The sequence below is a fragment of the Streptomyces sp. NPDC056948 genome, from assembly GCF_042674225.1.
GTDB lineage: Bacteria > Actinomycetota > Actinomycetes > Streptomycetales > Streptomycetaceae > Streptomyces > Streptomyces purpurascens.
In genome coordinates, this window is record NZ_JBHUQX010000154.1 from 1 (window position 1) to 19,847 (window position 19,847).

Genomic DNA, 19,847 nt, shown 5'->3' on the forward strand with positions numbered 1-19,847 from the left:
GAGGGGGTGTTTCCCTCGGCCCGGCGAGCCTCTCGTGCGTCATGGCCCCGTTCCCGGCACCGTCGCGGCCGGTTCAGCCCTCCTGACGCCCCGGCACCCGCCGGCTTGACCACCACATTCCGGCCGCGCCCGCCGCGAGCAGCGAGGCCCCGGCCGCGCCCAACGGCAGCAGATCACGTGCCGGACCGGTCTCCGCCAACTCCTTGCCGCCCGGGGACTTCTTGCCGCCCGGGGACACCGGCTTGTTGTCGGTACCGAGCAGCAGGGGCGTGGCCGGGGCGTCCGGCGACGGGTTGGTCGTGCCGAACGGCACCGGGCCCTGCTGCCAGAACGTCTTCTTCCCGTCGCTGGTCTGGACGGGCAGACAGATCTTTCCGGCCTTGCTCAGGTCGTACGTCGCGTCGACGGCATACGACTTCGACTTACCGGCCGCGAGATTGTCCACGGGGCAGGCGAAACCGCTGTTCGAACCCTCCGGAAGGCCGTTCTCGGGTATCGCGGAACAGCCCTCGACGTTCTTGACCACAAGCCCGTCGAATCCGACGACCAGCAGCCTGATCTTCCCGCTGTCCTTGCTCCCCTCGTTCTTCACGGTGGCGGTAATCGCCGTCTTTTTCGAACCGTTGTCGACCGAGATCTTCTCGGGCAGCAGCGTGGTGAGCTTCACGCCCGACGGCGCTTCGTCGACTGCCTTTCCCCCCTCGCTGCTTGCGGGCCCTCCGTCCTCCGCCCCGGCGGTGCCGGAAAGGATCAGCATCGCCGAGAATGATGCCGCGACCAGCGGTCCCACGACCACGGCCGTACGACGAGAACTCATGTTCGCCCCCCTTGTGTCCCCCTGGCTGCGCCTGAATTCGCAGCACTGAAAGAGGTACCACAAGATTTCGCCGCACTATCCTGGTACGGCGCGAAGTGTGACCGTTGTGTTTCACTGGAGACGGTCGCGGCGTCGTGGAGGGGGTGCAGCGGATTGCCGGGGAATGCGAATAGCGGCGGTGTTCCAGGGATATTGGTGACGGGGCGCTATCGGTTGGTCGAAAGTATCGGCCAGGGGGGAATGGGGCGGGTGTGGCGAGCCGCCGACGAAATACTCGACCGGCCGGTCGCCGTCAAGGAAATGCGGATCGACGGCATCGACGCGGAGGACAACAGGACGCGCCGCGAACGCACCCTGCGCGAGGCCAGGGCCACGGCCCGCATCGACCACCCCAACGTCGTACGGGTCTACGACGTGGTCGACGAGGGCGAACGCCTGTGGATCGTCATGGAGTTGGTGGCCGGCCGCTCCCTCGAACGGATCCTCGCGGAGGACGGCCCCCTGGGCCCCGGCGAGACGGCCCGGATCGGGCTCGGCCTGGTCGCGGCGCTGCGGCAGGTGCATGCGCGGGGCGTCCTGCACCGGGACATCAAGCCCGGGAACGTCCTGGTGGAGAACGCGGTCGGGCCGGCCGGACCAGGACGCCGCGGCGGCACGGGTTCCGGCCAGGTCCCGGGCCCTGGCTCCCCTGAACGGCGCGTCGTCCTCACGGACTTCGGCATCGCCGCGATCCAGGACGCCAAGGCACTCACGATGGTCGGAATGCTGGTCGGCTCACCCGACTACATGGCCCCCGAGCGCATCTCCGGCCGCCCACAGGGCCCGCCCTCCGACAACTGGTCCCTCGGCGCGACCCTCTGCGCGGCCCTGGGCGGCCGCTCCCCCTTCTCCCGCGACACCACGCTGGCAACCCTGCACGCGGTCCTCTACGAGGAACCCGAACTCCCCGCCGCCTCCGGCCCGTTGCGCGACATCCTGACGGCCCTCCTGGAAAAGGACCCGTCGACCCGCCCGAACCTGGACGACCTGGAAACGGCCCTGGAAGCGGTGGCGTTCCCGGTCCCCACACCGACGGTGTCGGTGGGGTGGGGGGCGGCGGGCCTCGAGGACACCTTGGGGGGAGGGGGCCTTGAGCAGGAACGGCCGGAGCGGGAACCGGAGCCGGAGCCGGACCAGCCGACGGCTGCTCCGGGGCAGAATCGGGCACCGGAGCGGGCTGAACCGGAACCGAGGCCGGACCTGGATGCGGACGCGGACGCGGACCCGGACCCGGACCCGGACCCGGGCACGAAACCGGACCCGGGCACGGAACCGGAACCTGCGCCGGAACGCATTCCGGAACCGGACCAGCACCGCATCCCGCAACCGGAGCCCGAGCAGGACCAGCAACGCGCTACGGAACCGGAGCCTGAGAAGGAGCGGCGATCCGCCCCCACCCCACCGCAATCACCCACCCCCGCCCACGCGCAAGCCGCGCCGCCGGACCCCCGCCAACCCGCCCCCGTCCTGGACGCGACCCCACGCCAACTCCCCGACCACCACCCCGCGGCCGCCACCGCTCCCCCCACGGAAGCCGCCGCGAAGACGCAGCCGAACACGGCCCGTTCCGGCAGCCGCGCCGGCACCACTCACAGCCCGAGCCCCGTCTCCCTCACGCGCGCGCAGGCAGCAACCGAGTGCCGCCCCCACCCCACACCGCCGCCCTCCCCGATGCCGCCGGGCGAACTCCCCGGCCCCGCGGTCCCGGCCGTATCCCGCCCCCGCGCAGGTCACCGCCGTACGATGCTCGCCGCCGCGGCGGCCACGGTCGCGACCGCGGGCGCCGCCGTGGGAATCCTGCTGGCGACGTCCTCCGGCTCCCCGGGCGACGACGACACCCGCGCAGGCTCCTCGGCCTCCGCACCCCCCACCACCGGCACCACCCCGACACCCAAATCCACACCCACACCCGCACCGACATCCACCGTCGAGGGCACGTCCCGGCCGCAGAGCCTGCCGCCGGGCACGCGCCGGGAGGCCGGCGGGTTCGCCTGGGCGACACCGGACGGCTGGCGGCGGGACGTGAAGACGGGCGCGGAGGTGCACTACACCTCCCCGGACGGCGCCCAGGAACTGGTCGGCAAGTCGGCCCTGGCCCGCGGCGACCTCCTGGAGACCTGGCAGACCTCGGAACGCAACGCCCACCAGGGCCAGGACTACCGCAAGATCCGCCTGGAGGAGACGACGTTCCGCGGGCACCCGGCGGTGGTCTGGGAGTACACCTTCACGCTGGAGGGCGTCCGCTGGCACGCCCGTCTGCTCGGCTTCAACGTGGGCGGCAAGTCGTACCAGGTCAACACCTGGTACCAGTCGGGGATAGAGGAGGAGGCCCTGAGCACCTACGAGAAGGTCAAGGCCAGCTTCACGGTGCTGTAGGGACACAAGGGGACACAAGGGGACACAAAAAGGGACCTGCGGCGCGCGTCCTGAAAGAGGAACACGCACCGCAGGCCCCACACAACGAAGAGGCGAGCGCCCGCCGGTCAGCCGGCCGAGACCTCGTCCCGGCCCTCGTCCTGAACCTGGACCTGCGCGGCTTCGGCGTCACGCCGGCCCCGGCCCCGCTGCTTCACGAAGGCGATGACGAGCACCACGGCCGCCACGAGCAGCGACAGCAGAATGGTCTTGCGCCCGTCGTGCTCGGTGTCGGTGAGCATGTAACCGAGGATGAACACGATCAGTCCGGCCGTCGCCCAGGTCAGATACGGGTACAGCCACATCTTGACCACGAGCTTCTCCGGCGCCTCCGCCTGGATGATCTTCCGCATCCGAAGCTGGGAGAAGCAGATCACCAGCCACACGAACAGGGCGACCGCGCCGCTGGAGTTCACCAGGAAGAGGAAGACGGAGTCCGGGAACTTGTAGTTGAAGAAGACGGCGACGAAGCCGAACGCGACGGAGGCGAGGATCGCCGTCCGCGGCACGCCGTTGCCGGTCGTGCGGGCAAAGGACTTCGGCGCGTCACCGCGCTGGCCGAGCGAGAAGGCCATGCGGGAGGCGGTGTAGAGACCGGAGTTGAGACAGGACAGCACCGAGGTCAGCACGATGAAGTTCATGATCTGACCGGCGTGCGGAATGCTGAGAGATTCGAGCGCGGCGACGTAGGAGCCGTCGTCGGTGATGGACTTGCTGTCCCACGGCAGCAGGGCCACCACGACGAAGATCGAACCGAGGTAGAAGACGCCGACTCGCCAGATGATGCTGTTGGTGGCCTTGGTGACGGCCTGCTGCGGGTTCTCGGACTCACCGGCGGCCAGGGTGGCGATCTCGCTGCCCATGAAGGAGAAGACGACCAGGAGCACACCGGTGAGGATGGCGCCGGCGCCATGGGGCAGGAAGCCGCCGTGCTGGGTGAGGTTGCTCAACCCGGCCTGTTCGCTGTCGACACCCGGGAGCAGCCCGAAGACGGCCAGACCGCCGATGACGATGAACGCGGCGATCGCGACGACCTTGATCCCCGCGAACCAGAACTCGAACTCGCCGTACGACCCCACGGAGACCAGGTTGGTCGCGGTGAGCACCAGCATCACGATCAGGGCCCAGGCCCACTGTGGCACGGCCGGGATCCAGCCCTCCAGGATCACGGCACCGGCGGTCGCCTCGACCGCGAGCACCACGACCCAGAAGAACCAGTACAGCCAGCCGATGGAGAAACCGGCCCAGGGGCCGAGCGCCCGGTCGGCGTGCGCGGAGAAGGAACCCGAGGTCGGATTGGCGGCCGACATCTCGCCGAGCATCCGCATCACCAGCACCACGAGCGTGCCGACGAGGGCGTACGACAGGAGGATGCCGGGGCCTGCGGTGGCGATACCGGAGCTGGACCCCACGAAGAGCCCGGCTCCGATGACACCACCGATGGCGATCATCGACAGGTGCCGGTTCTTGAGCCCGGCCTGCAGTCCGGAGCTGCCGTCCGGTCCGCCGGGTTCTCCGGGGCCTCCGGGGTCGTTTCCGGTCGTCTTCAATGTCGGCTGCGAGGTCATGGAACGGATTTCCTTTGCGCCGGGGAGCTGTTCTTCCGTACGAAGCCGCACGAGCCGTACGAACGGGGTGTGTCGCGGCATGACGGTGTACGGGTCCTCGTACGAGCGGGTGTACGAGCCGGTCCAGTGAATCTGAGGCGAACGTTTTCGAGAACCTTTGAATCCAGATTGTTACTTGAGGTTTTCCTGAGGTTCCGTAATGCGGCTCACATTCGCCTCACGTTTTCATGAGCGCCACCCCGCGCGCTTTCCCCGAAACACCCGTGTCACACTCATCCCATGCGCGTGTACCTCGGCTCGGACCATGCCGGCTACGAACTCAAGAACCACCTCGTCGACTGGCTGAAGGCGGCGGGTCACGACCCCGTCGACTGTGGCCCGCACATCTACGACGCCCAGGACGACTACCCGCCCTTCTGCCTCCGCGCCGCGGAGCGGACGGCCGCGGACCCCGACGCGCTCGGCGTCGTCATCGGCGGTTCCGGCAACGGCGAGCAGATCGCGGCGAACAAGGTCAAGGGCGTCCGCGCGGCCCTCGCCTGGAGCGAGGAGACGGCGGCCCTCGGCCGCCAGCACAACAACGCCAACGTCGTCGCCGTGGGCGCGCGCATGCACGCGCAGGACGAGGCGACGGCCTTCGTCGAGACGTTCCTCGCGACACCGTTCTCCGGTGACGAACGTCACATCCGTCGAATCGACATGCTCAACGAGTACGAAACGGCGGGCACCCTCCCGGCCATCCCCTCCCACCACCCTCAGCAGGGCCCCGACGCCTGAGCACCTGACACCAGGCACGTTCCTGGGTGGACGCAGCCCCGACCTGCGGCTTCGGGCTACAGCTGGGGCGCAAGCCCCACACGGTTCCGCCGCGACCTCGACTCGGGCACAGCTCAGGCGCGCTGCGAGACCAGGGCCGAGTCGGCCGCAGATCAAGGGCTCGAGCCCTGCGCGGGGCAGGACTCAGCCCCTGGCTGTGGCACCAGGGGCCCCAGCCCCCGGCAGGGCTCAGGGGGCGCAGTTCCGGCGGGGCTCAGGAGAGGGCAGCCCCCGGCGGGGTGCAGGGGGCGCAGTTCCGGCGGGGCTCAGGAGGGGTCAGCCCCCGGCGGGGTGCAGGGGCGGAGCCCCGCGAGGGAGTGCAGGGGACGCAGTCCCCGCCGGGGTCCGGGGCGGAGCCCCGATGCCCTTCGACCTCATCCTTTTGACGAACTGCTTCGGGTGGGTGGGTGGGAAAGCTCCGTCCGGGGCGGAGCCCCGCGGCGACGATCACAGGGAGAACCCGTGCCGGAAGGCCACACCATCCACCGCCTGGCCCAGGACTACGCCGCCGCCTTCCTCGGCACAACCCCCCGAACCACCAGCCCCCAGGGCAAGTTCACCGACGCCGCCACCCTCCTCACCGGCACGGAACTCACCCACACCGAAGCCCACGGCAAACACCTCTTCCTCGGCTTCCGCGACACCGACTGGATCCACATCCACCTCGGCCTCTTCGGCAAGGTCACCTTCGGCCCGGCCCCCGCGCCCCCACCCACGGACACCGTCCGCCTCCGCCTCGCGAACCACACCACGTACGTGGACCTCCGAGGCCCCACCACCTGCGCCCTGATCACACCCCCGGAGAAGCAGGCGATACACGACCGCCTCGGCCCCGACCCCCTCCGCGAGGACGCCGACCCGGACACCGCGTACCGCCGTATCGCCCGCAGCCGTACGACGATCGCCGCCCTCCTCATGGACCAGAAGGTCATCGCGGGCGTAGGAAACGTCTACCGCGCGGAGGTCCTCTTCCGGCACCGCATCGACCCGTACCGCACCGGCAAGGACCTCACCCCGCCCGAGTGGCACGCGATCTGGACCGACCTGGTCGAGCTCATGCGCGAGGGCGTCCGCAACAACCGCATCGACACCGTCCGCCCGGAACACACCCCGGAGGCGATGGGCCGTCCACCCCGCGTGGACGACCACGGCGGCGAGGTGTACGTCTACCGCAGGGCCGACCAGCCCTGCCACCTCTGCGGCGCAGAGATCCGCACCGCCGACCTCGCCGCCCGCAACCTCTTCTGGTGCCCGACCTGCCAACGCCCCTGAGCACGCCCGACTTCACGTACCCCCGACCTCAGAAGCCGTGCGGCAACCACGGCGCCACATCGGCCCCGAACCCCAGCGAGGCCTCCGCCAACGCCCCCCGCCGCATCTCCCGCACCCGCCCCGCCGCCCCCAACGAGGCCAGCGACACACCCCCGAGATACGCCGCGCCCAACTCCCGTACGGACAGGGCGACATCCGCCGCATCCGCCGTACGCTCACAGGACGCCCCCTTCGCGTCCCCGCTGAGGCGCCAACGCCCGGCGTTCCAGGGACAGAACGCGTCCTCCACCTCGAACACCACATCCACCGGCGCCTGATACGTCCGCGCCTCCAGCGCGGCCCCCAGCTCCACCGGACGTACGTACAGCGAATCCCGCAACCACGGCTTGCACCGCCGCATGTCGGACACCCAGTGCCGCCACGCGTCGTCCACCGGCCGCCCCCGCACCACCAGCGACGACGTCAGGTCGATGCCGATCAGGAACCGCCACAGCGCCGCGTCCGCCGCGGGGTCCAGCGCGGCCGAGGCCTCCAGAATCACCGTGCCTTCGGGCCCGGCGGTCTCCCAGCTCGGCTTGACGCGATACCGCGCGTACCCGACGGTCTCGCCGTCCCGCTCGGCGAGGACGCACTGCAGCGGCGACGCCCCCTCGCGCTCGCCCTCCGGATCGAGCAGCCCGAGCCGCTCCCAGCCGGGCTGCCGGGCCAGCATCCCGGGCCGCGACGGAACCAGCCGGGCGTACACCGCCTCGCACACATCGAGGACATCGGCCGGATCGGCGTACCGCACGCGTACGTCATCCGCGCCCGCCGGCAGCGAGGTGAGCCGCACCCGAGTGGTGTCGATCTCGGCGTTCAACTGGAAGGTGGCGCTCGCGTATCCGAACCGGCCGTAGATCGCCGGCTCGGAGGCGGTGAGCACGGCCAGCGGCTCACCCCAGGCACGGACGTCGTCCAGTTGCCGCCGCATCATCGACGTCAGAACCCCGCGCCGGCGATGTGTGGCGGCCACGCTGACCATGGTGACGCCCGCGACCGGCACCGAGGCGCCGCCGGGCACCGTGAGCCGGAAGCCGAACGCCCCGGCCGTCCCCACGCACTCGTCCCCGTCCCAGACGCCGAGAGAACGGTCGATCTCGGTCAGCGAGTTCCACAACTCCCGTTCCTCGGCGGACTCCGGCACCCCGCCGAAGCCCCGGATCAGGGTGTCGTACCACTTGTCCCAATCGTCCCGCCGCAGCACCCGCAGGTCGGTCGCGGAGCCGGTCGCGTCAGTCGCCATGGACCATGCCTACCAGGGCAATGCGGGACGGGCGAGGGAATTTCTCCCAGGTGGCGGCGGGACGGCGCGCTGTGAAGTTCACTGTGAAGTCGGCCCTCGGACGGGGGACAAGTAGGACCTCCCGTGCCAAGCAGCCGGTCCGATGGATAGGGTCCCGAACTAATGGCATCAGGACGAGAGCGGCGCGCGGAAGCCGACACGTTCACGGCCCGGTTGAAGAAGCAGTGGCACCGGGCCCGCGTCGGCGTGCGCCGAGCCGCCGTGGACTACTTCCGCGGCGACGGCTCGGACTGGATCGCCCTGGCCGGTCTGCTCCTGACCGTCCCGCTGATCGCGGCGGCGACGCTGGGGAACTCGGTGTGGTTCTCGCCTGCCGCCCTCGTCCTGCCCGTCGTCGTGGGCGGCCTGGTGCTGCGCCCTGCCAGCCTGCTCGGTCTGTACGCGGCGGCGGCCACGGCCCTGATCGTGGAGTCGGTGCAACTGGGCCCGTACACGGAGGGGCCCTCCAGGGTCACTCCGGGCATCGTGCTCGTGGTCGCGGCCTGCGGTTTCTTCGGCCTGCTGCTGGCCCAGTTCCGCAGCCGGGTCGGTGTGCCCTGGCGGCGCGGCGGCACCATGCTCTTCGACCTGCGTGAACGCATCCGGGTGCAGAGCCAGCTCCCCGACCTGCCGGGCGGCTGGCACCAGGAGATGGCGCTGCGCCCGGCGGGCGGCCAGTCCTTCTCGGGCGACTTCGTGGTGGCGGCCCGCACCAACGGCGGCCGCACGCTCGAGGTCGTCCTCACCGACGTCTCCGGCAAGGGCATGGACGCGGGCTCCCGCGCCCTGCTCCTGTCCGGCGCGTTCGGCGGCCTGCTGGGCTCCCTCCCGCCGCACGCCTTCCTCCCCGCCGCGAACGGCTATCTGCTCCGGCAGGACTGGGACGAGGGCTTCGCCACCTCCATCCACCTGGTCCTCGACCTGGACTCCGGCGACTACGAGCTCTACTCCGCCGGGCATCCGCCGGGCCTGCAGCTCAGCGCGGGCACCGGACGCTGGGAGGAGAAGGCGGCCGAGGGCCCGCTCCTCGGTGTGTACGACGGCGCCCAGTTCGACCCCGTGAAGGGCTCGCTGCGCGCGGGCGACGTGCTGATGCTGTTCACGGACGGCCTGGTGGAGACCTCCGACCGTGACATCGTCGAGGGCATCGACCGCCTCACCGGCGAGGCCGACCGCTATGTGGCCGGCGGCTTCCACGGCGCCGCCTGGCACCTCATCGAGGCGGTGGCCAAGGACGTCAACGACGACCGGGCCCTGCTGCTGATCTGCCGAGAGGGCCCGACGGCGGCGGCCGTTCCCCGCTGAGGTGGGGTTTTCCCCAGGTCGGTTCGGCGGTCGTCCTCATGGTCCGCGCACCCTCCGCTTCCGTACGTTCGAGACATCGCCGGCGAACGCCGCACGGCGAACGAGCGACACGGATCCGGAAGGACAGACATGGCAGGCGACTGGGCCGTAGAACTGCACGGCGTCCGCAAGCGCTACGGCCGCGGTCGCACCGCCGTCCACGCCCTGCGCGGCATCGACCTCACGCTCCGGCACGGCAGTTACACCGCGGTGATGGGCCCTTCGGGCTCCGGCAAGTCCACGTTCCTCCAGTGCGCGGCAGGTCTCGACCGTCCCACGGCGGGCGCGGTCCGCCTGGGCGGCACGGAGATCACCGGCATGAAGGAGAACAAGCTCACCGCGCTGCGCCGCACCCGCATCGGCTTCGTCTTCCAGGCCTTCAACCTCCTGCCGTCCCTCACGGTCGAGCAGAACGTCGTCCTCCCGATGCGCCTGGCCGGCCACCGTCCCGACCGCCGCCGTGCCGCCGAGGTCCTGGCCCGGGTCGGCCTGGCGGACAAGGCCCGCCGTCGTCCGGGCCAGCTCTCCGGCGGCCAGCAGCAGCGCGTGGCCATCGCCCGTGCCCTGGTCACCCGCCCCGACGTCGTCTTCGCGGACGAACCGACCGGCGCCCTGGACACCACCACGGCCACCGAGATCCTCGCCCTGCTCCGCCAGTCCGTCGACGCCCAGGGCGCCACGGTCGTCATGGTCACCCACGACCCGGCGGCCGCCGCCTGGGCGGACCGCGTCCTGTTCCTGGCCGACGGCGAGATCATCGACCACCTCGACCGCGACGCCGGGACGCACCGGCTCGACGGCGCCCCTCCCGCCCGCAGCCACGTCGACCGCATCGCCGCCCGGATGACCTCCCTGACCACGGCGCGCCCCCGCAGGGCAGCGGCACCCACGGAAGCGGCAGCCTGATGTTCGTTCCCAACGGCCTCGCCCGCGCGGCCATCCGCTTCCGCCCCGCCGCGTTCGTCGGCACGTTCGTCGCCCTGATGCTGGCCGCGACGATCGTGTCGGCCTGCGGCATCCTGCTGGAGACGGGCGTGCGCGCCGAGGTCCCGCCCCGGCGCTACGCGCACGTCCCCGTGGTGGCCGCCGCCGAGCAGCGGGCCGGGAAGCCGGACGAGAGCGATGCCGTGCCGGACCGGGCCCGCCTCGACGACTCCCTGGTGGCGAAGGCCGCCGCGGTGCCCGGGGCCCGTGCGGCGATCCCCGACGTCACCTTCCCGGTGCTCACCTCCGGGGCCACGCTCACCGCCCACGGCTGGGGCTCCACCGCCTTCACCGGCGAACGCCTCACCGCCGGGCGCGCCCCCGGCCCCGGCGAGGTCGTCCTCGCCCAGGGCCCGCGGGCCTCCGTCGGCGACTCCGTCACCCTGACCACCCCGGAGGGCGCCCGCACCTACCGCGTCTCCGGAACCACGTCAGCGCAGGACGCGCGGGACCCGGCGCAGCCCACCGTCTGGTTCGCCGACGCCGAGGCCGTACGCGTCTCCGGACACCCGCACCGCGTCGACACCATCGCCGTCCTCCCGGAGCCCGGCGTCGGCACCGGATCCCTCGAGTCCCGGGTCGCCCACGCCCTGGGCGCCAGGGCCGAGCTCCACACCGGCGACGACCGGGGCGTCGTCGAGGACCCCCTCCTCACCGAGGCCAGGGAGGTCCTCACCGGAATCGGCGGCTCCTTCGGAGGCATCGCCACCCTGGTCGCCGTCTTCACCGCGGCCGGCACCGTCGCCCTCGCCGTGGGCCGGCGCGCCCGCGAGTTCGCCCTGCTGCGCGCCATCGGCACCACCCCGCGCCAGATCCGCCGCACCATCGCCACCGAGGCCCTGCTCGTCGCCCCGGTCGCGGGCGCGCTCGGCTGCCTGCCCGGAATCGCCCTGGCCGCCTGGTGGTTCGGCCAGTTGAAGGACAAGGGCGCCGTCCCGGAGGCCGTCGACCTCGCCGTCTCCTGGATCCCGCTCGTGGTCACGGCCGGGACGGTCCTCGTCACCGCCCTGCTCGCCGGATACGTCGCCGCGCACCGCAGTTCGCGCATCAAGCCCGGCCAGGCGCTCAGCGAAGCGTCCGTGGAGCGGCTGCGCCCGGGCTGGATCCGCACGCCGCTCGGTGTGGCGGCAGCGGCCGGCGGCTGCGTGTGCGCGGGCCTGGCCTCCTCGGCGACCGGCGAGGACGCGGCCAACGCAGCCCTCGGTGTCGTCATGCTGTTCATGCTCGCCGTGGCGCTGCTGGGCCCGCTGGTCGCCCGCGCCTGCGCCGCCCTGTTCGGACTCCCGCTGCGCGGCGCAGGCGCCCCCGCCGTGCTCGCCGCGGCCAACTCCCGTACCAACGCCCGGCGTCTGGCCTCCGCGATCACCCCGATCGTGCTCGCCATGGCCTTCTCCTCCGTCCTCGTCTTCCTGCACACCAGCGAGGACCGGGTCACCGGCGAACAGCAGCGGGCGGGCATCGTCGCCGACCACATCGTCACGGCCGACCGGGGCGCCCTGCCCCCGGAGGCCGTACGACGGGCCGAGCGGACCCCCGACGTCACCGCCGCCGTCGGCCTGCTGAGGACGTCCGTCCTCGTCCGGGCCACCGGCGTCCTGACACCCGTCTCCGCACAGGGCGTCACGGGCACCGCCCGCGCCCTGGCCGCCGTACAGGACCTGGACGTCGAGCGGGGACGACTGACCCTGAAACCGGGGGAGATCGCGCTGGACGCCTCCGTCGCCGACAACGCGAACGTCCGGGTCGGCGACCGCGTCCGCATCCACCTGCCCGACGGCACCAGGGCCACCCCGCTGGTGGCGGCGACGTACGGACGCGGCATGGGCCTGTCCCAGGTCACCCTGAACAGCGCCGACCTGGCCCGCCACGTCAGCTCGTCCTTCGACACCGAACTGTGGGTCAAGGGCGGCACCGCGAAGGCACTCGCACCGCTCGGCCGGGTCCAGGACCGCGCCGACTACACGACCGCCGCCTCCCTCGACCGCGAGCTCAACGGCTGGGCGAACCGGGTGATGGCGGCCGTACTCGGCGGCTTCGCGGCCGTCGCCGCCGTCAACACGCTGGTGATGACGGTCCTCGACCGCCGCGGCGAACTCGGCACGCTCCGTCTGCTCGGTTCCACTCGCCGCCAGGTGCTGCGCATGGTCCGCTGGGAAGCCCTCCTGGTCGCCGTCGCGGGCATCGCGCTCGGCACGGCGATCGCCCTGGCCACACTCGTCCCGATGATGAAGGGCCTGACGGGCCAGGGGCCGTACATACCCCCGCTGGTCTACGGCTCGTTCGCCGTCTCGATCCTCGTTCTCGGCATGGCCGCGGCCACCCTCCCCGCCCGGGCGGCGCTGCGCGGGGAGACACTGGAGCGGTGACCGAGACTCCCCGCACCCCGCTGACCCTGGCCCAGGTCGAGGCCACCGCCCGCGCCGCGCACGCCGGCCAGACCGACAAGGCGGGACGGCCCTACGCCGAACACCTGCGGGCCGTGGCCGAGGGAGTACGGGAACGGGGCGGCGACGAGGACCAGATCGCGGCGGCCTGGCTGCACGACGCCGTCGAGGACGACGCCCTCTCGCCTCAGTGGCTGCGCGAGGCCGCGCTGAGCAGCCGTACGAAGGACATCGTCCTCGCGGTCACCAAGCGGGCCGGGGAGCCGCCCGAGGCGTACGCCGCGCGCATCCTCGCCACCCCGGGCGCGCCGCTGGTGAAGGAGGCGGACCTGGCGCACAACGCGGATCCGGAACGCCTCGCGGTCCTCGACGAGGCCACCCGCATGCGACTGACCGAGAAGTACGCACGGATGCGCGCACTTCTCGGTCAGGGAGATGCGATCTGAGAGCGCTCAGGCGCTGACCTTCTCGCGCTCGCGCCGCTCGGCGCTCTGGCGCTCGCGGGCGAGCTCGGCAGCGTCCCGCTTGAAGGCCCATTCCATCTTCGGCTCCATCGCGAACCGGAACATGCGCTGCACCGGCTTGGTGCACAGCACCGTCACGACGGCGGCCGCGAGGACGGTTGCGGCGATCTGCCCGGCCGGATGGTGCATCCAGCTCGGCTCGAACCAGCCCTGGTAGTCGCCGGCCTTCACGAGGAAGCCGTGCAGCAGGTAGCCGTAGAGCGTGCCCGCGCCGAGCGCGGTGAACCACATGTGGCGGCGCGGCACCCAGGCGAAGAAGCAGGCGGTCAGCACCAGCGAGCAGCCGAACATCGCGAGCACCATCACCGGGCCGGCCCACCACGGCGCGCCCAGCTCCTGCGCGGCGTCACGGTGGTAGAACCACGCGGTGTTCATGCGCGGCACGGCCCACCAGCTGACGGCCAGGGCGGCGGCGAACACCGGTACCGAGGCGATCCGCACCGAACGGCGGCGCACCATGTGGAAGTGCTCGGGCTTCATCACCAGGCCCAGCACGAAGAACGGCAGGAACTGCAGGACGCGCTGCAGGTCCAGGTCGTCACCGATCTCCGGGGTGACGGTCGCCAGCATCGCGAGACCGAGCGCGAGCGGCAGCGGCCAGCGCACCATGTTCCAGATGGGGGTGGTCAGCCGCCAGATGAACAGCGCGACCAGGAACCAGGTCAGGTACCACGGGTCGAGGAGGCTGATGTCCTGCCCCGGGTCGTCGTCGATCCACCGCTTGAAGAGCGGGTAGGCCGTCTCGAAGATGACGTACGGCACGGCCACGCCGGTGATCAGGCGCTTGAGCCGGTCCGGCCGCATGTCGAAACTGCGCGAGAAGTAGCCGGAGATGATGATGAACGCCGGCATGTGGAACGCGTAGACGACCTGGTACGCGGCCTCGAGTATCCGGCTGTCGCCCTTGAGCGGCTCCCAGGCGTGGCCCATGGCCACCAGTACGATCGCGAGGTACTTCGCGTTGTCGAAGAACGCGTCGCGCTGCTTGCCGTTCTGCTTCTTCTGGGGGCTCTGCGGCGAGCGCGGGCTCGGCACTCCGCCTGCCGGCGACTGTGCCGGGGGAAGTGGCGCCTTGCGGTCGCCGTTCGGTCGCAGCGAGTTCGTCACAGACCCTCCCACCAGGAACTCGGGGAGACGATCCGGGACCTCGCTGCGCTTGCGGGGGACGAGGCAGCGTGGAACATCTGAGGCACCCTAGCCTTCCCTGCGGCTATTCGTAAAACGCCGGACGTGATTCCTGGCTATTCGCTGTGGGTACCCCGGATTTCGGGTAGTTGACGTCGCTGTCGGCGTGATGACCAACACATCTTCGGCGATGAGTTGCGCCCGTCACAGGTGCCCTGCTTGTCGGGATACTTCCGGACTAAGCCGTGCATAAGACCAGCAGGCGACTCCGGTGGAATGTCCGCTTCAGCGCTCTTCGTAAGGTCGTTGAGGAGCCTTGGGCAGTAATTCGAATTAGCTGCGAACGCGTTGTGTGGAGACGGAAACGATCCGGCTGAATTCCCTGTGCGGGTGGCACATCGAATTGCCGTACGAGTCCCTGCCGTCGGGTCCCCTCCCGCACGCGACGTACCCGGGCCCGGACGACACCGTGGCGTTCGATGCGTCACCGGCCGCATAGCCCGGCCGCGTTGGTGGCACGATGGTTCTGGCGGGGTGCGCACAGTCGCGTCCCCGGGCCGGGAGAGCGGACCGACCGAGGGTGTGATCAGTTGTGGCCATTTCACTGTCTGTGGTGCTGCTGTTGGCGATCATCCTTGTGGTGTTGCTGAGAGGGGGATCCATCAAGGCAGGCCCAGCGATCGTGGCGATCCTCTTCGGCTTCTTCCTCGCCTCGACCGGCATGGCCCCGTCCATCAACCGGTTCCTCAACTCGATAGCGGAGACGGTCAACTCCATCAGCTTCTGACCGGCCCGCGGGAGCACCCTCCCGGGCCGGTGCCACGGGCCCGAGGGGCGTGCGGTTACTCTCCTCGCGACGGGACGGTGCGTGACGGGGGGAACGTACGGGGATGGCGCTGCGCGATTCTGATCCCGCGGAGGTGGGCGGCTACCGCATCGAGGACCGCCTCGGCTCCGGCGGCATGGGTGTGGTCTACCTGGCCCGCTCGGCATCCGGCCGGCGCCTCGCCATCAAGGTGGTGCACGGCCAGTACGCCGACGACGACGAGTTCCGCGCCCGTTTCCGCCGCGAGGTGGCCGCGGCCCGCCAGGTCAGCGGTGCCTTCACGGCCCCCGTCGTGGACGCGGACGCCGACGCGTCACGCCCCTGGATGGCCACGCTCTACATACCGGGCGCGGACCTCGGCACCCACGTCCGCGAGCACGGCCCGCTCTCCGCACCCCGGCTGCGTGAACTCGCCGCCGGCCTCGCCGAGGCGCTGCGCGACATCCACCGGGCCGGAGTCGTCCACCGCGATCTGAAGCCGGCCAACGTGATGCTCGCCGAGGACGGCCCCCGCGTCATCGACTTCGGCATCTCCCGCGCCGCCGAGTTCGCCGCCGCCGACGTCCTCACTCAGACCGGCCGCGTCATGGGCACCCCGCCCTTCATGTCGCCGGAGCAGTTCTCCTCCCCGCAGGACGTCGGCCCGGCCGCCGACATCTTCTCCCTCGGCTCGGTCCTCGCCTACGCCGCCACCCGCCGCGGCCCCTTCGACAGCCCGAGCCCCTACGAGACGGCCATCCGGGTCGTCCAGGGCGAACCGGCCCTCGCCGGCGTACCGGACGAACTGCTCCCCTTCGTACGCCTCTGCCTGGAGAAGCACCCCAAGTCCCGTGTGACCGCCGACGAGCTCCTGACCCTGCTGCGCGACGGAGACCCGGGCGCCCTGCCCCCGGCCCTCGAGGAGCCGAGGACCGTTCCGCCCCGGCGTGTGCCCGAGGCCACGCCACGGCGCGACACCCCGCTCGCCGACCCGCCGCCCGAGCCCGCCGGGCCCGGGCCGCGCGGCGGCCGCAGACGCCGCTACCTCCTCACCGCGGCGGCCGGGACGGCCGTGGCCGCCGTTCTGGCCGCCACCACCGTGGTCCTCACCGCCGCCCTCTCCCGCGACGACGAACCCGGCACCTCGGCCGAAGCCCGCAGCGACCTCCCCGACGGCTGGAAGCCCTGGGCCACCGCCGCGAAGGCCCCCAAGGGCAGCGAGCGCCTCCTGGGCGGCGCCGACAGCGCTCTCGCGGGCTGCGCGGCCGTCGACACCTCCCTCGTGTGCGCCGGCTCCGGCCTCATGGCGACCCGCTTCGATCTCGCCGGCGGGCGTAACACCTGGGGCCGGCCCGTCGACCCCACGCCCGACGGCTCCTCCAGCAGCAGCGAGGGCGCGATCATCGGCACCGCCGACCATCACGTCTACGCCTACGAGGCGGAGGAGGGGGAGGCGGCGGCCGGCCCCCGGTTCAGCTACACGGTGTACGCCCTGGCCGCCGACACCGGCAAGGAACTCTGGCGGACCGGAACGGGCACCGGCGAGTCGGCGTCCGTCCCCGACAGCACGCAGGACGCCGCCACGGCCGTCCCCGAGGGCGTCGTCACCTTCTACGGCTCCGGGGGCGACCGGTACGCCCTGCTCGACGCCGAGACCGGCGACGTCCGCTGGAGCCGCCCGAAACCGGACACACCCGATGCCCCGGCCGACTGTCTGCTGCGCTCGGCGGCCGACCACGCCTACCTCGTCTGCGTGATCGGCCTGTCGGAACAAGGAGCCTCCCGGACCACCGTCTCCCAGATCGACCCGGCCACCGGAAAGGCCCGCTGGACCGTCGAGGTCAAGGGCGCCCAGTACCTGCTCGGCCAGCACGACGGGCGCCTCGTACTCGCGGACACCTTCGCCACGGACCGCGGCCTGACCCTGATCGACGTCTCCTCGCGCGTGCTCACCGTGCGCCGGCTCGCACAGCCCCGGCCCGAGGACGCGCAGGCGTACCTGGTCCGCGGCACGGTCTACTTCACACGCGAAAGCGGCGGCGTCCGCGCGGTCTCGCCGCGCACCGGCCGGACGCTGTGGGAATCCAACTCCACCGTGGAGCAGCAGGGGCCGCCGACCGCCTCCGCCACCCATGTGTACGTCGCGTCCCCCAGCGGCCGCCTGGCCGCGTTGGACGTGAGTACCGGCGAGGTCGAGGCCACCCGGGACGGCCGCGACGACGGCGGCAGAACCGACAGCATGCTCGTCACCTCGGGCGCCCCGCTCGTCCTGGTCGGCGACGCCCTGTACGTCCCGTACGGCGTCCGCTCCGTCTACACGGTGGACGTACGGGACCTCTGACCTCTGAATCCCCGGGAATCCGCTGGGCACCCGAAATTCTTCAGGCACCGGAAAACACCTCGGGCCCGGTTCCGAAGAACCGGGCCCGAGCCGTTCAGAGCGGGCGACGGGAATCGAACCCGCGTAGCTAGTTTGGAAGACTAGGGCTCTACCATTGAGCTACGCCCGCACGGTGCGCGCCGCAGGTCGGGTGACCTCGGCACGCAAGCATCGTAGCGGGTTGTGCGCCCTCGTCGCACACCGCATTCGCATCCGGACCTTCCCGGCACAGACGCAGCGGAAATACGGCGGCCGTACGGCCTTGCGCCATGTACCCTACGTGTCGCACCAGACGGGGTGTGGCGCAGCTTGGTAGCGCGTCCGCTTTGGGAGCGGAAGGCCGTGGGTTCAAATCCCGCCACCCCGACCAGCCACCCGATCATCTCGAGTCGCCTCAGGTGATCGTCTCCGGTCACTCATGTGATCGCCTTTTGGGCGGTGTAGTCGCTGCCGTTACTATGCAAGCTGCACGCCCGTGTGTCTCAGCGTCTGAAGTCTCCGGGCGGCGAAATCCGCCGGGCCGTTCTGGCCCCGGCAGAACCCAAGAAGTCAGCCACAAGGAGACCGAACCGTGAAGAGCGCCGTGGAGACCCTGAACCCGACTCGGGTTCGGCTCACTGTCGAGGTGCCCTTCGAGGAGCTCAAGGACAGCCTCGACGCGGCGTACAAGAAGATCAACCAGCAGGTCACGGTGAAGGGCTTCCGCAAGGGCAAGGTCCCGGCCCGGGTCATCGACCAGCGGTTCGGCCGCGGTGCGGTGCTCGAGGAGGCCGTCAACGACGCGCTGCCGAAGTTCTACACCGACGCGGTCAACGAGGCCGAGCTGAACCCGCTGGGCCAGCCCGAGGTCGACATCACGGAGCTGAAGGACGGCGAGACGCTGAACTTCACCGCCGAGGTCGACATCCGCCCGACCATCGAGATCCCGGACTACTCCGGCATCGAGGTCGAGGTCGACGCGGTCGAGGTCACCGAAGAGGACGTCGACAAGGCGGTCGAGGAGCTGCGCGAGCGCTTCGCCTCCACCGCACCGGTCGAGCGTGCCGCCGAGGACGGCGACGTCGTGACGATCGACCTGGAGGCCAAGGTCGAGGGCGAGGTCCTCGAGGACGGCGTCGCTGACGGCGTCTCCTACACCATCGGCTCCGGTGAGCTGCTCGACGGCATCGACGACGCCCTGACGGGCGTGGAGGCCGGTGGCGAGGCCACCTTCACCTCCGAGCTCAAGGGCGGCTCGGCAGCCGGCAAGGAGGCCGAGGTCACCGTCAAGGTCACCCAGGTCGCCAAGCGTGAACTGCCCGAGCTGGACGACGAGTTCGCGCAGCTCGCCTCCGAGTTCGACACCATCGAGGAGCTGCGGGCCGACAGCCGCAAGCGCCTGGAGAACATGAAGCAGTACGACCAGGCCACGCAGGCCCAGGAGCGCGTCCTGGAGAAGCTGCTCGAGCTGGTCGAGGTGCCGGTCCCGGACAAGCTGCTCGAGGACGAGGTCAACACCCGCAAGCACAACCTCGAGCACCACCAGCTCGGCCAGATGGGCCTCGACCTCGAGAAGTACCTCGAGATCCAGGGCAAGACGGTCGAGGAGTTCGACGCCGAGACCAAGGAAGCCGCGGTCAAGGGCATCAAGACGCAGTTCGTCCTCGACGAGCTCGTCAAGCAGGAGAAGCTGAACGTCAGCCAGGAGGAGCTCACCGAGCACCTCATGCGGCGCGCCGCCTCCTCCGGCATGTCCCCCGACCAGTTCGCCCAGGCCGTCGTCGAAGGTGGCCAGGTTCCGCTCCTGGTCGGCGAGGTCGCCCGCGGCAAGGCCCTGGCCGTCGTGGTCGAGAAGGCCGCGGTCAAGGACACCAACGGCGAGGTCGTCGACCTGGACGACGAGGACGAGGAGACCGAGGCCCCCGAGGCCGAGGCCGCCGAAGCCGAGGCCGCCGAGGAGAAGACCGAGGGCTGAGCCCCCGGCACCTGCTGGTAACGCCGTAAGAGGACGGGCCCCGAGACGCACCGCGCTTCTCGGGGCCCGTCGGCGTCCCGGACGCCCGCGGCCGTACGG

The 19,847-nt window shown here is 71.2% G+C and carries 14 protein-coding genes and 2 tRNA genes; 11 read left to right on the plus strand and 5 right to left on the minus strand.

Annotated elements, in window-relative coordinates; genetic code table 11:
* Positions 1-73: 73 nt before the first annotated feature.
* Complete coding sequence (locus tag ACFTZL_RS20855) at positions 74-817, minus strand: hypothetical protein (RefSeq protein ID WP_382584728.1); 744 nt, start codon at positions 815-817, stop codon at positions 74-76.
* 240 nt (positions 818-1,057) lie between these two features.
* Here ACFTZL_RS20855 and ACFTZL_RS20860 point away from each other — a divergent pair, with 240 nt between their 5' ends.
* Positions 1,058-3,232, plus strand: a complete 2,175-nt coding sequence (locus ACFTZL_RS20860; protein WP_382584731.1) for a protein kinase — start codon at positions 1,058-1,060, stop codon at positions 3,230-3,232.
* 107 nt (positions 3,233-3,339) lie between these two features.
* Here ACFTZL_RS20860 and ACFTZL_RS20865 read toward each other — a convergent pair whose 3' ends face one another.
* Positions 3,340-4,839 carry an amino acid permease gene (locus ACFTZL_RS20865; RefSeq protein WP_382584734.1) on the minus strand — a complete coding sequence of 500 codons (1,500 nt, stop codon included), beginning with the start codon at positions 4,837-4,839 and terminating at the stop codon, positions 3,340-3,342.
* A 279-nt stretch (positions 4,840-5,118) separates the two neighbouring features.
* On the opposite strand from ACFTZL_RS20865, the gene ACFTZL_RS20870 reads away from it, so the two are divergent.
* Together ACFTZL_RS20870 and ACFTZL_RS20875 are read left to right on the plus strand one after the other, a co-directional pair.
* On the plus strand, positions 5,119-5,616 hold the full coding sequence (locus ACFTZL_RS20870) for a ribose-5-phosphate isomerase (RefSeq protein WP_382584737.1): 498 nt from the start codon (positions 5,119-5,121) through the stop codon (positions 5,614-5,616).
* A gap of 501 nt (positions 5,617-6,117) precedes the next feature.
* Positions 6,118-6,927 carry an Fpg/Nei family DNA glycosylase gene (locus tag ACFTZL_RS20875; RefSeq protein WP_382584740.1) on the plus strand — a complete coding sequence of 270 codons (810 nt, stop codon included), beginning with the start codon at positions 6,118-6,120 and terminating at the stop codon, positions 6,925-6,927.
* Positions 6,928-6,955: 28 nt separating this feature from the next.
* Here the strand turns inward: ACFTZL_RS20875 and ACFTZL_RS20880 are convergent, their stop codons facing one another.
* Positions 6,956-8,209 (minus strand): GNAT family N-acetyltransferase, encoded by a 1,254-nt coding sequence (locus ACFTZL_RS20880; protein WP_382584743.1) that lies wholly within the window; start codon positions 8,207-8,209, stop codon positions 6,956-6,958.
* A 162-nt stretch (positions 8,210-8,371) separates the two neighbouring features.
* Here ACFTZL_RS20880 and ACFTZL_RS20885 point away from each other — a divergent pair, with 162 nt between their 5' ends.
* From ACFTZL_RS20885 to ACFTZL_RS20900, 4 genes are all read left to right on the plus strand, one after another.
* Positions 8,372-9,553, plus strand: coding sequence for a PP2C family protein-serine/threonine phosphatase (locus ACFTZL_RS20885; protein WP_382584746.1), 1,182 nt, complete (start codon positions 8,372-8,374; stop codon positions 9,551-9,553).
* 129 nt (positions 9,554-9,682) lie between these two features.
* Positions 9,683-10,498: an ABC transporter ATP-binding protein gene (locus ACFTZL_RS20890; protein WP_382584749.1), complete on the plus strand. Its 816-nt coding sequence runs from the start codon at positions 9,683-9,685 to the stop codon at positions 10,496-10,498.
* On the plus strand, positions 10,498-12,942 hold the full coding sequence (locus ACFTZL_RS20895) for an ABC transporter permease (RefSeq protein WP_382584752.1): 2,445 nt from the start codon (positions 10,498-10,500) through the stop codon (positions 12,940-12,942). The genes ACFTZL_RS20890 and ACFTZL_RS20895 overlap by 1 nt, the downstream gene beginning before the upstream one ends.
* Positions 12,939-13,406 carry an HD domain-containing protein gene (locus ACFTZL_RS20900; RefSeq protein ID WP_382584755.1) on the plus strand — a complete coding sequence of 156 codons (468 nt, stop codon included), beginning with the start codon at positions 12,939-12,941 and terminating at the stop codon, positions 13,404-13,406. Before ACFTZL_RS20895 ends, ACFTZL_RS20900 begins: the two co-directional genes overlap by 4 nt.
* Positions 13,407-13,412: 6 nt before the next feature.
* Here the strand turns inward: ACFTZL_RS20900 and ACFTZL_RS20905 are convergent, their stop codons facing one another.
* Positions 13,413-14,591 (minus strand): acyltransferase family protein, encoded by a 1,179-nt coding sequence (locus tag ACFTZL_RS20905; RefSeq protein WP_382584758.1) that lies wholly within the window; start codon positions 14,589-14,591, stop codon positions 13,413-13,415.
* 610 nt (positions 14,592-15,201) lie between these two features.
* On the opposite strand from ACFTZL_RS20905, the gene ACFTZL_RS20910 reads away from it, so the two are divergent.
* On the plus strand, positions 15,202-15,396 hold the full coding sequence (locus tag ACFTZL_RS20910) for a hypothetical protein (protein WP_382493725.1): 195 nt from the start codon (positions 15,202-15,204) through the stop codon (positions 15,394-15,396).
* 103 nt (positions 15,397-15,499) lie between these two features.
* Entirely contained in the window at positions 15,500-17,755 is a 2,256-nt protein-coding gene (locus ACFTZL_RS20915) for a PQQ-binding-like beta-propeller repeat protein (protein WP_382584761.1), read from the plus strand.
* A gap of 98 nt (positions 17,756-17,853) precedes the next feature.
* On the opposite strand, the gene ACFTZL_RS20920 is transcribed toward ACFTZL_RS20915, so the two are convergent.
* Positions 17,854-17,924: transfer RNA gene (locus ACFTZL_RS20920), tRNA-Gly, on the minus strand.
* 163 nt (positions 17,925-18,087) lie between these two features.
* Between ACFTZL_RS20920 and ACFTZL_RS20925 the strand changes: the two genes are divergently transcribed.
* Both ACFTZL_RS20925 and tig read left to right on the plus strand, forming a co-directional pair.
* Positions 18,088-18,164: transfer RNA gene (locus tag ACFTZL_RS20925), tRNA-Pro, on the plus strand.
* 201 nt (positions 18,165-18,365) lie between these two features.
* Positions 18,366-19,748 carry a trigger factor gene (gene tig, locus ACFTZL_RS20930; protein WP_382584764.1) on the plus strand — a complete coding sequence of 461 codons (1,383 nt, stop codon included), beginning with the start codon at positions 18,366-18,368 and terminating at the stop codon, positions 19,746-19,748.
* Positions 19,749-19,847 lie beyond the last annotated feature (99 nt).